The following is a 13,845-nucleotide window of genomic DNA, read 5'->3' on the forward strand; positions in this document are numbered from 1 at the left end:
AGAGACAATGCTTTCGACAGGATCGCTTGAGTGAAAAATATCGAATCAATGTCGCTCTGCCAAGTATAAATGTAGCGCCGATTTTGTCATTACGCGCTTTTATTAAGATATGGCCCCCCATTGTAATCACATGATAAGGACGAAAATTTTATCCATCATCATCGCCTTCACGTTCTCTGTGATCGCGTTACAAACTTTCGCACAAGTCCCTGATAACGCCCGCCAGCTCATCACCGCCACCGCCCCGTCATGGGATTCTCACCGTGCCGTGCTGCGCTGCTGGGAGCGCAGCGGTCCCAATGCCCCATGGCAACCCGCCGTCGCCAACAACAGTGGCTGGCCGGTTTTGCTTGGTCGAAAAGGCATGGCCTGGGGCCGGGGCGTTTTCACCCCCACCCGACCCGACATTCCCTGGAAAGTGGAAAACGACGGCAAAGCTCCCGCCGGCATCTTCGAACTCGGCCGCATCTACGGCGAGCAACCCCAGCTTCCCCAAGGCTCCGCCTGGCCTTACTTGCAGATCGGTCGCTGGGACGCCTGGGTCGACAACCCCAAGCTTCGCGAATACAACCAGCATGTTCGCGTCAACCCCAACAACGTTCCGCCTTGGTTCGAATCGCAACGCATGCGACTCGGCGACAGCGCCTACAAATGGCTGGTCGAAATTCGCCACAACAGCAACCCCATCGCCGCCGGTTACGGCAGCGCCATCTTCTTCCATGTCCGTCGTGGACCCGACCGCCCCAGCTCCGGTTGCACCACCATGGAAGTCGGCAATCTGGAACGAATGATCCGCTGGCTACGCGTGGACAAGCAGCCCTACTACGTGCTGCTCCCTCAGAGCGAATACGACAAGCTCAGGCAAAGTTGGAGACTCCCCTGACTAATCCTGCTTCCAGCGAGCATCAAAGAATCCCGCCGCCTTCACCTCACCGGCCCGCAACTCATTCGGAGCAACCGCGATGTTCAACACCGCCCAGTCCGGCAGCTTCGGATTCTGCAACGAATTCGTGCGATCATGCCCCTCGCGAAACGTCAGTCCTGAATTGATCACCACCATCGGTCCCGCGCGCTTGGACATCTCCGGATAAATCATCACCGGCACATGCGAAGCTGCCTCAAACGAAGCACCGCCAACCATCAACTGGTCGCCCTCCCACTTCATCGGCAGATGTTTCATCCGCTGCGCAATGCACGCATTCGAAACATCATCGCCCCATAAAATGAGGTTCTCCTGTTCCGCAAGATCGCTGCCCACTTCCGACGCTTTCACCACCAACGGATCGCCCCGCATCAGCTTGCGCCAGCGCTGGATAAAATGTTCGCTCTCGGCTTTCACCCACGCATCCAACGCCGGACTCCGACCCGGCTTGTCAGGCAACACGATGACAAATCTGCCCCGAAAGGCATCGTCAATGCTCGTCCCGCCCGCCTTCCGCGCCACTCCGTCTGCCGGATCATTCCCGCGCAGTGACCACCCACCATCCTCATCCCTGTCCAGAAAATACACCCCACTCCCGCCCTCTCCGAACAAACTCTCATCGGTAAACTCCATCTCCTGTCCATCTACCGAAACCGTTCTGCTACCTGCGCTTTTTGTATTCCATGGCGGACGAATCACAAACGACTGCACATTGCCCGTGCTCACCTTCAGCATTCCCGAATCCACCTCCACCTCACCTTCCAGCCGCATCTCCTCCCAAGGCTTCAGCACCTCAAGCACCTGCAACCAATGCATCCGCGCATACCGCGCTGACCTCGACTGCAACCACACCTTTTGCGGCAGGGGATCACGCCCCTTCACCATCGCTTCTTCAATCATCGTCGTGATCTGATCGCGCACTTCCGGATGATACTTGTGCTCCATGCCCGGCCCAATCAGATGCTTCAAAACGAAGCCCTCCATCGACAGCACCTCATTCATATACTCTGCCGCATCGCGCTGTTTGTCCTTCTCTCCACTGTAGGCAATCAGCGTTGGCACGTTGAAAAAATTCCGCACATAATTCGGCACATCATAGGTCCCCCACAACGTCTTTTCATAAGCCACCGGCATCTTTTCCGGGGTCAGCTTTTGATAACGCTCCACATCCACAAACCCCGCCCCCGCATGCACCACCGCCCACTGATCCGCGAAATGCGCCCCCATGTGCCAGGCACCCGCCCCGCCCATGCTGAAACCCATCAAGGCCACCCGGTTTAAGTCACCATTGAACCGCTTCAACGCATCCCGCCCGCACTCCAACACATCCGTCTCCCCCGCCGATTTGTATCCGTTACAATAGCGCCCAAACGGATGCACAATGATCGCGGTCTTCGTCTTGAACTCCCCCGCTTTGCCGTTCATCTGGCTCGCAATGAAATGCAAATCCGTCGCCGTATCGCCGCGACCATGCAGCCAGATCCAGATTGGCACTTGCGCCTTGCCAGCACCCCATTCCAATCCTTCAGGAATCTCCACGCCATAAGGCTGCGGTGAATCATCGATATTCGAATAAAACCCCACCACCGTGCGCCCAGGCTTGCCCAACCACGGTGTCTCGTTTTTCTTGATCGACTCAATCCGCGTCGACGCCTCCGCCAGCAATTTGCGCGCCTTTTTCATCCCATCCTCCGGCGTCTTGTCATACCACTCATCGAAGTCGATCGCATAGCGCACCGCCTTCAAAAAAATGTCCGCATCCGCCGCCCGTGCATGTCTTTTCACCGATTGAAAAGCCGCCACCACTCCCGCCAGTTCTTTTTCCAGCTCCGCCTTTTGTTCCACTGAAATGGCCGACTTCGCCGGTGGCGGCAACACCTGCGGCCAAGGTTGCTCCGCCGCAGCCAGCACCGACCCGGCACCCATCAAAATCGCAACCGTCAAACCATTCAAAATCGAGGAAATCATGCAATCACCATTCAAGCGATGCACGACCCCAGCGTCGAGATTATTCTAGGGACCCACACGGATCCGGGGTGTCGTTCTGCACATCTTGCGTAGAACTCAGGTGGGCACGGTTGTTGTTCCGGTCACGAGGTCCGAGCTACATGGCGCCTCGCGTCCGGGTTCTCGGCAAGATGCCGAGAACGACACGCGAGACGCGTATGCTACCCCAATTCAATCCAACTTCCGCGTCCCTCACTTTCCAACGCAATACAACCGGTCCTGCGCACGAATGAGCAACATCCCATTGGTCGGAACAATCGCCGCCCGCACGATGTTATCGCTGTTCGTTCCGGTCACGCCTTCCATGCCGAAATCCGCTTCGAGCAACACTTCCATCGCACTACCGCCCGCCTTCACGACGAACACTTTGCCGAGCTGGTCCACCACATAAATCTTTCCATCCGCACCCGTTGGTGATGCTTCAATCTTCGTCCGGGTCGGGAACTCCCCGCGCCAGATCACGTCCCCCGTTTTCGGCTCAATGCAAGCCAGCGTCTTGCGGTCACTGTCCAGCACATAAAATTTCCCCTGGTAGAACGAAGGCGTGCTCACATCACTGCTCACCTCACGCGCATTCGACGTCCAAAGCGGATCCACCGAGCCCTTCGAATCCAGCTTCACGCCAAACACCGGCTCCTTCTTCGGCGCACAAGCCAAAACCACCCCGTCACCTGCCACTGGGGAAGGCACCAGTCTCCAATGTCCGATCTTGGCCGAGTTCCACGAGTTCAATCTCCACAACTCCTTGCCCGTTTCCGCATCATGACCCGTCATCGTGTCCCCACCGGAAATCAGCATCAAACGTTTGCCTTCAAAAGTGTGAAACACCGGCGATGAAAACGCCTCCAGCGACTCCGCCACCGCATCACTGGCCCGCACCTGACGCCAGATCTCTTTGCCCGTTGCTGGTTCCAGCGCCAAAATGTAGCTCTCGTTCTTGCCGTTCGGATCGCCCTTTTGCATGCCGTTGAACTCAAACGCCTCATTGCGCTGCAGCACCTGGATATACAGCTTGTCACCGTCCAGCACCGGACTCGTCGAATACGTCCACTGCGTCCCAAAGTTCCCGTAATCCTTGCCCAAGTCCCGCTTCCAAACTTCCTTCCCTTCAAAGTCGAACGCCACCAGCACACTGGTCCCATAAAGGAAATACACCAGCTTGCCGTCCGTTGCCGGCGAAGGAGAAGCCAGATTGCTGCGGTCATCGTGCTTGTAACCATCCGTCACCTCATGCTGCCATTTGATCCCGCCCGTTTTGGCATCCACACACATCGCCAGCAGCTTCTGATCGCTTGGACGCGATGAACTTACAAAAATCGAATCCCCCCAAACCGCCGGACTCGAAGCCGCAGGCCCCGGCATGTCGACCGCCCATTTGATCCCATCCGTGCGCGAAAATTTCTCGGGCAAACCCGTCGCCGGACTCGATCCATCATGATTCGGCCCCCGGAAACCCGGCCAGTTTGCAGCGCTTAACGACGCCCCAGCCAGGACCAAACTCGAAACCGATACTGTGCAAAGAGTGGATAGAAAAAACGACTTCATAAGAACAAAAGACACAAGGGTGAGCAATCTAAACGCAATCCGCAGCGCAAATCGCACGACCAAAAAACAAGATTCCGCCACTTTGTTCAAGCCTTAACCGCATCTTTTCGCCCCAATCCGTTCATCCCCCTCCCGCACCAGCCAACTCATTCTTTAGCCCTTACCCTTCATCCTTTATCCTTTCCTTGACTCCCTCCCAATAAAACCCGACACTCTATTCTACATCTACATCGCAGGGGTGCCCGTTGGTTGGCTGAGACTTCGTTCCTGGAAAGACGAAGGACCCTTTGAACCGGATGCGGGTAATGCCGCCGTCGGGAGCAAAGAATCGCTCAGTCCATTCACCGCCATGCCGCCTCCAGCCGCATGGCTTTTTCATTTCAGAGACTCAGAGATTTATCCTTTAGCCCTTATCCTTTATCCTTTCACGATATGATTGCCTCCAACGAATCCTTCGAACCCCATTCCAGCGAACAACTCCCCAACAGCCGTCGGGTGTATGTTGAAGGTCAGTTGCATCCTGAAATCCGCGTTCCCATGCGCGAGATCACCCAGTCCCCCACCAAAGCCTTCAACGGCAATCTTGAAGAAAATCCCCCCGTCCGCGTTTACGATTGCTCCGGTCCGTGGGGAGATCCCGATTTCAAAGGCAACTCCGACGAAGGCCTCCCTGCCCTGCGTCGCGACTGGATTCTCAAACGCAACGATGTTCAACCCTACGACGGCCGCAAAGTCCTCCCTCAGGACAACGGTTACCTCACCGAGAAACACGTCGAATTCGCCTCCCAGTCCGAACGCGCCAACAAGTTTATCGAATTCCCCGGCCTCACCGCCGAACGCCGTCAGCCTCTACGCGCCAGTGCCGGCCATCCCGTCACCCAACTCTGGTATGCCCAGCAAGGCATCATCACCCCCGAGATGGAATACATCGCCATCCGCGAAAACATGGGCCGTGCCCGCATCGCGGACATGAAAGACGACATCCTGCGCAACCAGCTCGACAAACAGCATGTCGGCTCCGCCCAGCAGCAAAACGAATACACCCCCGGCATCTTCAAACGTTTCCCGCAGCGCATTCCCGACGAAATCACCCCTGAATTTGTCCGCGACGAAGTCGCCTCAGGCCGCGCCATCATCCCCCTCAACATCAACCACCCTGAGTGCGAACCGATGATCATCGGCCGCAACTTCCTTGTCAAAATCAACGCCAACATCGGCAACTCCGCCGTCGCGTCCAGCATCGAAGAAGAAGTCGAAAAAATGCGCTGGGCCACCAAATGGGGCGGCGACACCGTCATGGACCTTTCCACCGGCAAAAACATCCACGCCACGCGTGAATGGATCCTGCGCAACAGCCCCGTCCCCATCGGCACCGTCCCCATCTATCAAGCTCTCGAAAAAGTGAACGGCAAAGCCGAAGACCTCACTTGGGAACTCTATCGCGACACCCTCATCGAACAAGCCGAACAAGGCGTCGATTACTTCACCATCCACGCCGGCGTCCTTCTCCGTTTCGTCCCCCTCACCGCCAGCCGCATGACCGGGATCGTCAGCCGCGGCGGTTCCATCATGGCCAAATGGTGCCTCTCCCACCACAAGGAAAATTTCCTCTACACCCACTGGGACGACATCTGCGACATCATGGCCGCGTATGACGTCAGCTTCTCCATCGGCGACGGACTCCGCCCCGGCTCCATTGCCGACGCCAACGACAAAGCCCAATTTGGCGAACTCGAAGTGCAAGGCGAACTCACCAAACGCGCCTGGGCCAAAGGCGTGCAGGTCATGAACGAAGGCCCCGGCCACGTCCCCATGCACATGATCGAAGAGAACATGGCCAAACAGCTCGAATGGTGCCACGAAGCCCCCTTCTACACCCTCGGCCCCCTCACCACCGACATCGCACCCGGCTACGACCACATCACCTCCGGCATCGGTGCCGCCATGATCGGTTGGTATGGCTGCGCCATGCTTTGCTATGTCACCCCCAAAGAACACCTGGGACTCCCCAACAAAAAAGACGTCAAAGACGGCGTTATCACCTACAAAATCGCCGCCCACGCCGCCGATTTAGCCAAAGGCCATCCCGGTGCCCAATACCGCGACAACGCGTTGAGCAAAGCCCGCTTCGAATTCCGTTGGGAAGATCAATTCAACCTAGGCCTCGACCCCACCACCGCTAGAGACTTCCACGACGAAACCCTCCCCCAAGACGGCGCCAAAACTGCCCACTTCTGCTCCATGTGCGGGCCGCATTTTTGCAGCATGAAGATCACCGAAGACGTCCGCAAATACGCAGCCGAACAGGCGATTTCGGAGGAGGAAGCGCTGGCGAGAGGCATGGAAGAGAAAAGCAAGGAATTCGTTGAGGGCGGAGCAGAGGTTTACACACCTGCCTAATCGAGTTATAAAGTCATCACCATGATCCAAGCCGAAGATCTCGTTGGCCAGGAATGGGCGGAATGGTATTCGCTCACTCCTGAACAACGCTGGCTGGAAAGTGAACGTCTCTGGCAAACCTATCTCGCCTTAGGAGGAAGCCTTGATCCCGAACCCGATACTCAAAGTCCTTTCTTCGATGCACGAGCACCAGGTCCGCTGCCTGCTCATGGGCGGCCAGGCCTGCGTATTTTACGGCGCGGCCGAGTTTAGTCGCGACACCGATCTCGCCATCCTCGCCAGCGAAGCCAATGCGGAAAAGTTGCTTCAAGCCTTGGCCGCGTTACAGGCCAGCGTTGTCGCCGTTCCCTCTTTCGATCTCCAATACCTTCATCACGGCCACGCCATCCACTTTCGTTGTCAGCATCCCGACGCCCAAGGCATGCGGGTCGACGTGATGTCCCGCATGCGCGGCGTCGACGACTTTCCTTCCTTATGGGAACGACGCACCGTCATTGAACTGCCCGACGGCACCCCATGCGACCTTCTTTCCCTTTCTGATCTGGTCCAGGCCAAAAAGACCCAGCGTGACAAAGACTGGCCCATGATCCGGCGTCTCGTGGAATCCCACTACTTTCAAAACCATACTGTTCCCAACGGGTATTAGATCGACTTCTGGCTCATCCATGAAGATCGCTGAAGGACCTTTAACCATGGCGCGGAGCAAGGCAACGAAGATCATCCGCTGGTTGACTCGAAGGTCGAACCGGCCGGAAAGTCTCAATCGTTCTCCAAGGATTAAATTTTCACAGCTAAGGGATGCAGGAGAGGGCAAAGAGTTTGTCAAAGCGCTAGCACTGGTTTACTAAAAGTCCTACACTTAGCATTATCATCTTTAACTTGAGGCAAATTCGAAGCCATGTCCCGAGACCAAAAGTCGGCAAGAGATCTAAAATTGCCACCTTGCCCGCTGCCCAGGCCGGGTGACGAGGTGATCTGGTATACGGACTCAGTTCCTCATCGCGGGAAGCTTGAGGGGCACGGAACGAAGGGGCGTCCGCACGTCAGAAGTGAGCTGCAACATTCCTTTGTATTAGATTCTTTCGATGTCGTTAGGTTACAAGATACTGCCCATCGTAGAGGACCAGCTTGGGAACATCTTCCAGATGGGGGTCGCATTTTTTGTGCAACTGCGTCAGAACAGCAATTGTTTGGCGTCTTGCTTGCTCGACCGGTCCCACCTGGCCCCAGATATGCCGAACTGATTACTGAAATTTGGTCCCGTGGATTTGAAATATTCGTGGTTGGCGGGACTGTTCGTGACGTTTTGGCGGGCAAAGAAACTCACGACGTTGATTTGGTCACCACCATGCCATTAAATAGCGCTTCACGCTTACTTAAGGCGATGTATCGTAGCGACCCCCAAATATCAGACAAAAATGGTTATGTAAGACTCGGTGGAGTGCCAAGATTAGGGGATCCATTTATAGACCTGAAAATGTTTTCGCTTGCGGCCCCAGGAACCGAAAATGCAATCTTCGGTGCTGACTTTTGTAGTGACGTCGGACATCGTGACTTTTCTTGTAATGCGATATATTACGACCCAATTAACGCAGTGCTAATCGATCCATCAGGCAGAGGTATTGAGGACGCCAAAGAGAGCAGACTCTGCTTAGTCTGTGACCAAGCTTCAAGGCGCCCAAAGCAACGGGCACAAATCGTCATTCGTTTCCTAAAATTCAAAATGCGTGGATTCGAAGCTACTGTTGAGACCATCGAAACAATAACGAAAGACTATCTTCCTGATCTTGCGGCTATGGATGGGAGCGAACGATTGCGCTATCTGAAGGCACAAGTGATCAACAAATGTGCACCTGGCGATCGGCAAGCTAAACTTGAACAATTTCGCATATGTATGATTGAGTTTGGAGCTGAACGCGAATGGGTGAAGTTTTTCCAACCACTTGTAAAAGATATTCTTTCATGAACCTAGACTCTGCAATTCATTATTTTTGCAAGCCGGTTGTGAGGCACGCCGATAGGTTCGTTGAATTGGATCCTCACGAAGACATCGGATTTGAGGTAACTCCGTTTGCGGAAATTGAACAGTATTTGAAGAGACATTTCACAACTACGACTGGCCCAGTGGAAATTGCTGGCAGGAGTTACACTTTACCTGTCTTCGTCCCAAAAAATACAGACAAAATTTGCTATGTTTTAGTGGACGGCTCGGGTCTGCCAACAGAGGAGTCTCCGACCAAACAAACAGACACAGAGTGGATAACTGAATATTCTCATTGGATAGCTGAAAAGCTTTCGTTCTCGGAAGGATTGGCGAAAGATCAGGCAGCATACCTAGAGACCGAGTTTTTATCGCCGTCCCTATCTGAGGTGGACCCTTACACTCTTAGTTCGACGAGAAGCGTAACCTGGGAGTATGCGCTCTCAAGAAAAAGGTGTGTCCTATTGGGGGAGCCCGGAACTGGAAAGACAACTTTACTGAGGCGGTGGGCATTAAATTTTTGCAAGGACGTATCTAGAGGAGAGCAGCCAACTTCGATACCTGTCTACTTTCAGCTTCGCGATTGGCAAGATGAGCATAGCGCTAGTCACGCTTTAAATCAGGCTTGTTTTGGTTCAGATGGTGGATCTGACTCAAAAGCCACAATGCGATCACTCTGTCGCGCTGGCAGGGTAGTTCTCCTGCTCGATGGCTTAGATGAGGTTCCTGACTCGAAGCGTCAGGTGATCTCCGATATGATTTCCCGCCTTGCCAACGATTCCCCAATGATCGGAATTATTCTTTCTACCCGCACCGCCTCTTACAAAGGGGATTTTCAAGGGTTTAGTCATTGTTTACTAAGGCCTTTCGAAGACTCACACATGCTAGAATGGAGTTACAAAAAGCTATATTCACATGACCGTTTAAGTTGGCATCGCTTTGTCAGACACCTGAATGAACTGCCTCAAATGAAGGATGCAGCAAGAAATCCGTTTTTGCTTGGATTGCTAGTGCATTTTTATCGCCAAAACTCAGTGCTTCCAAAAGATTCGGCAAACCTGTTATCTAGCTATGTTCGAGCCCTGTCAGGAGAATGGGATATGGTTCGAGGAATTAGCAGGTCAAGCGAATCTTGGGCGGCTCCTGGGAGAAAACTCTCTTCGCTTTGTCGGTTGGCATTTTGGCTGGTAGACTCAAATAGATCTGACTTTTCAACGGAAGAATTCTGCTCCTCCGAAATTAAATACGCTGAACGCGACATTTCACTTCACCTGCTCCCAGCTCTGGTGGAGCACACCGGCCTTTTACAGTGTGTAGACCATCATCGAAGAAGTTGGAAATTTTCGCATCGGACATTGATGGAGCTTTTCGCTGCGAACTACCTAGTTGAGCGTGCGGATGATGTTTCGAGTCTGTTTGTCAATCGTTGGGCGAACCCAACTTGGAGGAGTATTTGGGTCTATGCTTGCGGTCTTGCTCAGGATGCTGGCCACCTAGTTCAGCTAATACTAAACGACAATCAAATAGCCGAGACACACAGGGCCTCTTTGCTGGCGAGAGCTTTTGCACAAAACCTAAATATGAGGGAGAGTGATATTGAAAAGGGTTGTGCTGTAATTATGAAGGCGGTGGACGATTTACTGCGTTCATTTAAGCTCGCACAATCCAGAGAACCGATTGCCAAGGATGTCTTGTGGTGTATCAAACTTAAACATAAGGAATCTCTTGCCAAGTGGGAGAATTTTAATCGCGAGGAAGCAATTGCTTTGTTGTGCGACGTATACGCAGGGCGTTCAGGCGTTTTGGGTAAATATGTCAGGAGTGTTCCAAGTGGATCTGAGTCTCTCGAACTCGTCAAGTTCTTAGAGGGTTTGAGTCAAGAAGGTGATTTCAAAGTGAACGTTGTAGATGATGATGCGTCAGGCACTGGGCTTTTGATTATCTACATTTCCATTCCCGAGCATTCAACTGTCCAAAAAAGTGAATGGGCTTCGACCGACTGGGGAAAATGACGTCAGTGTGCAAAATATGACCGCGTTCCGTGCTTGCCTGTCCCCCCCATATTCTCACTTCAGTTTTAAGGAGAGGCCGATGTCATCGGTAAAATTATATCCGCCGTTGCTAACCAAAGTTCCGAAGCTAAAGAAACCCCATGAACCCCACCCTCTGCATTCTCGGCGGCTGCAATGGAGCGGGGAAGACAACACTCGCGCGAGAATTGCTGCCGAGGCTGGGGTTGATGCGCTTTCTGAACGCGGACGAGGTAGCGCGAGGGCTTTCGCCGCTCGATCCTTCACTCAGCGCATTCAAAGCGGGTCGTCTTGTCCTGGAGGAAGCGCGTTCTATGATCAAGGCCAAGGCGAGCTTTGCTTTTGAGCCGGAAGCCTTGGGAAGGCTGTAGACAGACTGATCGGAGATCAGCCCGAAGGGCGGCGGACTGGGATGTCCGTCGTCAATCGACACTCAGCGGAAAAACCTATGTGGCGTTGATTCGAGATGCGAAAGAAAAGGGTTATCGCATCCTGTTACACTACATTGTCATCGGCTCTGCCACGCAGGCCGTCGATCGTGTGGCGTTGCGGGTGAAATTGGGAGGGCACAATGTGCCGAATGACGATGTGCACCGCCGCTTTGAACGTAGCCGCAGGCACTTCATCGAAGCTTGCCTGCCACTTGCTGATGAATGGGGATTGTGGGATAATCAACAACCACCGCCAAAGCAGATCGCTGACAGCCAAACGTATACCCTCGACCAACTGCTAGCCATGCTCAATTTCCCCAACCTCCAGGAAACGCCTCCCGCTGAAATGTCGGAAATGTCTAAGATCGAGCTCGAAGCCAGCCGCGTCGCAACAGAGAAGATGCTCGACTACTACAAGCGCATTGGCATCAAGGTGACGCCTCAGATGACGCTGGCTCCTGAAAAGCCGAAGCGGACGCGGCGTAAAGTTGGGTGATGCTCTTGCTCTGACCAACTCAACTGCCGAGGAGCTGAGGTGTGCTTCATCTCCCCATGAACTTCCGGTTCTTCCCGGTCGCCGTTTTCGAGTTGTCACCCTACTGAGCTTCGGGGGCTTCAGTGAGAAATGCCAGATCAAAAATAAGCTTGGCCTCTTTGGCGTAGTCGCCTGGCTCACTGAGGATTACTTCGCCTTGCACCCGGTCACCCGTGATCGTGGCTTTGCCTTTCAGGATGGTTTGGTCCGCCTCGTTCTTCTTGGAGAAGACTGCCCCGCCACCGTCCCCCACCAGGTAACGTAGCGTGCCGTCGGGCTTGAAGGAGGCTTTAATATAAGAAGCATTACCTTCCAAGGTCTGCGTCTCTTCCGCGTTCGCCTTTACCACCTGCTCAATCTGTTTCGCCGTCAGCGGCTTGACGGTCGCAATCACAATGATGCGGGGATCATTGAACGATTTCCCTCGCAGTGCGACCACATGGTTATAAACCGTGGGGCGGCCTTGCACGCTGAGACTGGCCTCAGCTTGTGCCGATGCTTCCTGAGCTACGGCGATAACTGGCAGGGTGGTGACCAAAAAAGCCGTGACGGCCATCGAACGAATAAGTGGAAGAATCATATGGCGGATTGGAGCGCTTTGGGAAATCCCTGTCAACCGATCTGGATCAGAATTTGGTAGATGAACGTAGTGATCCATTCGATCAGAACACGACCAACTCCTGGCTGCTGTCTTGCATACGTATTCAGCGATTCAGTTTCGGGCGCAGAGCAGACCTGCCATCCCCTTCTAGAATCCTGCGGGGATTTGTTTCATCGCTTCTTTGATCAGACGATTGGCCTCGGCTTCGATACTTTCGGCATCGGTGGTTTTGCTTTTGGCGGGTTTGGATTCTGCGGATGGTGAAGAAGAAGAAGTCGGAGGATTCGACCAGTCGAGTCCTTGGGTGAAGATTTTGACCGTGCATCCTTTGCCTGCTGGCTGAACCATGATGGTCAGCTCAGCACCATTGAGCTTGCGTTTGAGAATGGCATTGGTTTTCGCCATCAAACCGCCAGGAGTTTCCTTCCAACCTTGCTTCTTCAACTTGGCAGAAAAGTCGTTGGCCACCACGCTGACGGAAGCATCGGAACGAAATCCGATGTGCTCTACCACTTTTTTGTATTCCACATCGACGGCACCCGCAGGAAGAGGAAGTTCAGACACAGGCATTTTCGGTCCGGCATCGACGGGTTTCTCCCTCTCTTCCTCCGAAGCGGCATCGGCATCGGCCTTCTTTGGCATGGCGCTGGCCGGATCGGCTACGGCAACAAATGCACCCTTCGGCAAAGGGGCGGAAAATGTCAGGTCGACGTTCCATTTTTGGTCAAAGGCATCAAGTTCTCCGCCGGTGGCGAGCTGACCTGAAACATGCGTCTCGGTGACTTTAAAATCGATCATCTTGATTTCGCCGACGGCGGAAAAAGGGGATTTCTCATGCGCGGTATGTGCCACTTCGCAACCGAAGATACCACCGTCTTTGAACACGCTGATCATCAGGGCGCTACCCAACTTTTTAAATGCGGCATCAAATTCCGGCTTCTTGGATTTTGATGGATCTTTCTCAGTAAAGATCAGACGAATCGCCGCCTTGTCACTGAATGGCTCGCGTGTTTGCACCACCAGATGCTGGATTTTGCCATCTTTGCCGTCGCCTAGAAAGGTGCCTTTGACGACGGGATTATCTGGAAGTGTCTGCGCTTGCAAACTCCAAGAACTCATGTTAATCGCCAATGCGGCTAAGAGAATCGCGAGCGATGGTGACACAACTGAAGGATAATGTTTCATGATTTTACTGGGACTGTCGAAGTGGCCCGAAATCGTCACTTCATGGTATGATGGTGGGTTCTTTTGTTCGTGTGACCAAGGTTTTGCATTCACGGCAGGTAAACGCTCACAAATTTATCGTTGGCGTTTCCCTTCCAAACCAACTGACCGTTCTCACGTGGCGTCGAGTTTTCCGGTCACCTTGCCTAAACCTTTTCCTCATTGAACG

Annotated in this window: 11 protein-coding genes and 1 riboswitch; of the genes, 7 read left to right on the forward strand and 4 right to left on the reverse strand. The window is 53.7% G+C overall.

Going from position 1 to position 13,845, the window contains the following annotated elements:
* Positions 1–178: 178 nt before the first annotated feature.
* Positions 179–883, forward strand: a complete 705-nt coding sequence (locus tag FEM03_RS20475) for a L,D-transpeptidase family protein (protein ID WP_166443031.1) — start codon at positions 179–181, stop codon at positions 881–883.
* On the opposite strand, the gene FEM03_RS20480 is transcribed toward FEM03_RS20475, so the two are convergent.
* Together FEM03_RS20480 and FEM03_RS20485 are read right to left on the reverse strand one after the other, a co-directional pair.
* Positions 884–2,890 (reverse strand): prolyl oligopeptidase family serine peptidase, encoded by a 2,007-nt coding sequence (locus FEM03_RS20480; RefSeq protein ID WP_138088172.1) that lies wholly within the window; start codon positions 2,888–2,890, stop codon positions 884–886. It abuts the gene before it with no gap.
* 231 nt (positions 2,891–3,121) lie between these two features.
* The gene (locus tag FEM03_RS20485) at positions 3,122–4,474 is read right to left on the reverse strand and encodes an outer membrane protein assembly factor BamB family protein (RefSeq protein WP_138088173.1); all 1,353 of its coding nucleotides are present in this window, start codon (positions 4,472–4,474) and stop codon (positions 3,122–3,124) included.
* Between the two features lie 224 nt (positions 4,475–4,698).
* Positions 4,699–4,811: riboswitch (TPP riboswitch) on the forward strand.
* A gap of 95 nt (positions 4,812–4,906) precedes the next feature.
* Here FEM03_RS20485 and thiC point away from each other — a divergent pair.
* The 6 genes from thiC to FEM03_RS20515 all read left to right on the forward strand — a co-directional run bounded on the left by thiC (position 4,907) and on the right by FEM03_RS20515 (position 11,812).
* A complete protein-coding gene (gene thiC / locus FEM03_RS20490; RefSeq protein WP_138088174.1) occupies positions 4,907–6,874 on the forward strand; it encodes a phosphomethylpyrimidine synthase ThiC in 1,968 nt (655 codons plus the stop codon).
* 178 nt (positions 6,875–7,052) lie between these two features.
* Positions 7,053–7,520 carry a hypothetical protein gene (locus FEM03_RS20495; protein WP_138088175.1) on the forward strand — a complete coding sequence of 156 codons (468 nt, stop codon included), beginning with the start codon at positions 7,053–7,055 and terminating at the stop codon, positions 7,518–7,520.
* Between the two features lie 252 nt (positions 7,521–7,772).
* Positions 7,773–8,840 (forward strand): tRNA nucleotidyltransferase/poly(A) polymerase family protein, encoded by a 1,068-nt coding sequence (locus FEM03_RS20500; RefSeq protein ID WP_138088176.1) that lies wholly within the window; start codon positions 7,773–7,775, stop codon positions 8,838–8,840.
* Positions 8,837–10,867 carry an NACHT domain-containing protein gene (locus tag FEM03_RS20505; protein WP_166443032.1) on the forward strand — a complete coding sequence of 677 codons (2,031 nt, stop codon included), beginning with the start codon at positions 8,837–8,839 and terminating at the stop codon, positions 10,865–10,867. The genes FEM03_RS20500 and FEM03_RS20505 overlap by 4 nt, the downstream gene beginning before the upstream one ends.
* Before the next feature lie 140 nt (positions 10,868–11,007).
* Positions 11,008–11,256, forward strand: a complete 249-nt coding sequence (locus tag FEM03_RS20510) for an AAA family ATPase (protein WP_138088178.1) — start codon at positions 11,008–11,010, stop codon at positions 11,254–11,256.
* Between the two features lie 79 nt (positions 11,257–11,335).
* On the forward strand, positions 11,336–11,812 hold the full coding sequence (locus FEM03_RS20515; RefSeq protein ID WP_138088179.1) for a hypothetical protein: 477 nt from the start codon (positions 11,336–11,338) through the stop codon (positions 11,810–11,812).
* Positions 11,813–11,912: 100 nt separating this feature from the next.
* On the opposite strand, the gene FEM03_RS20520 is transcribed toward FEM03_RS20515, so the two are convergent.
* Positions 11,913–12,431, reverse strand: coding sequence for a hypothetical protein (locus FEM03_RS20520; RefSeq protein WP_138088180.1), 519 nt, complete (start codon positions 12,429–12,431; stop codon positions 11,913–11,915).
* Positions 12,432–12,599: 168 nt separating this feature from the next.
* A complete protein-coding gene (locus FEM03_RS20525) occupies positions 12,600–13,637 on the reverse strand; it encodes a hypothetical protein (RefSeq protein ID WP_138088181.1) in 1,038 nt (345 codons plus the stop codon).
* Between the last annotated feature and the right edge of the window lie 208 nt (positions 13,638–13,845).

This window comes from Phragmitibacter flavus, assembly GCF_005780165.1.
In the GTDB taxonomy this organism is placed as follows: Bacteria; Verrucomicrobiota; Verrucomicrobiia; order Verrucomicrobiales; family Verrucomicrobiaceae; genus Phragmitibacter; species Phragmitibacter flavus.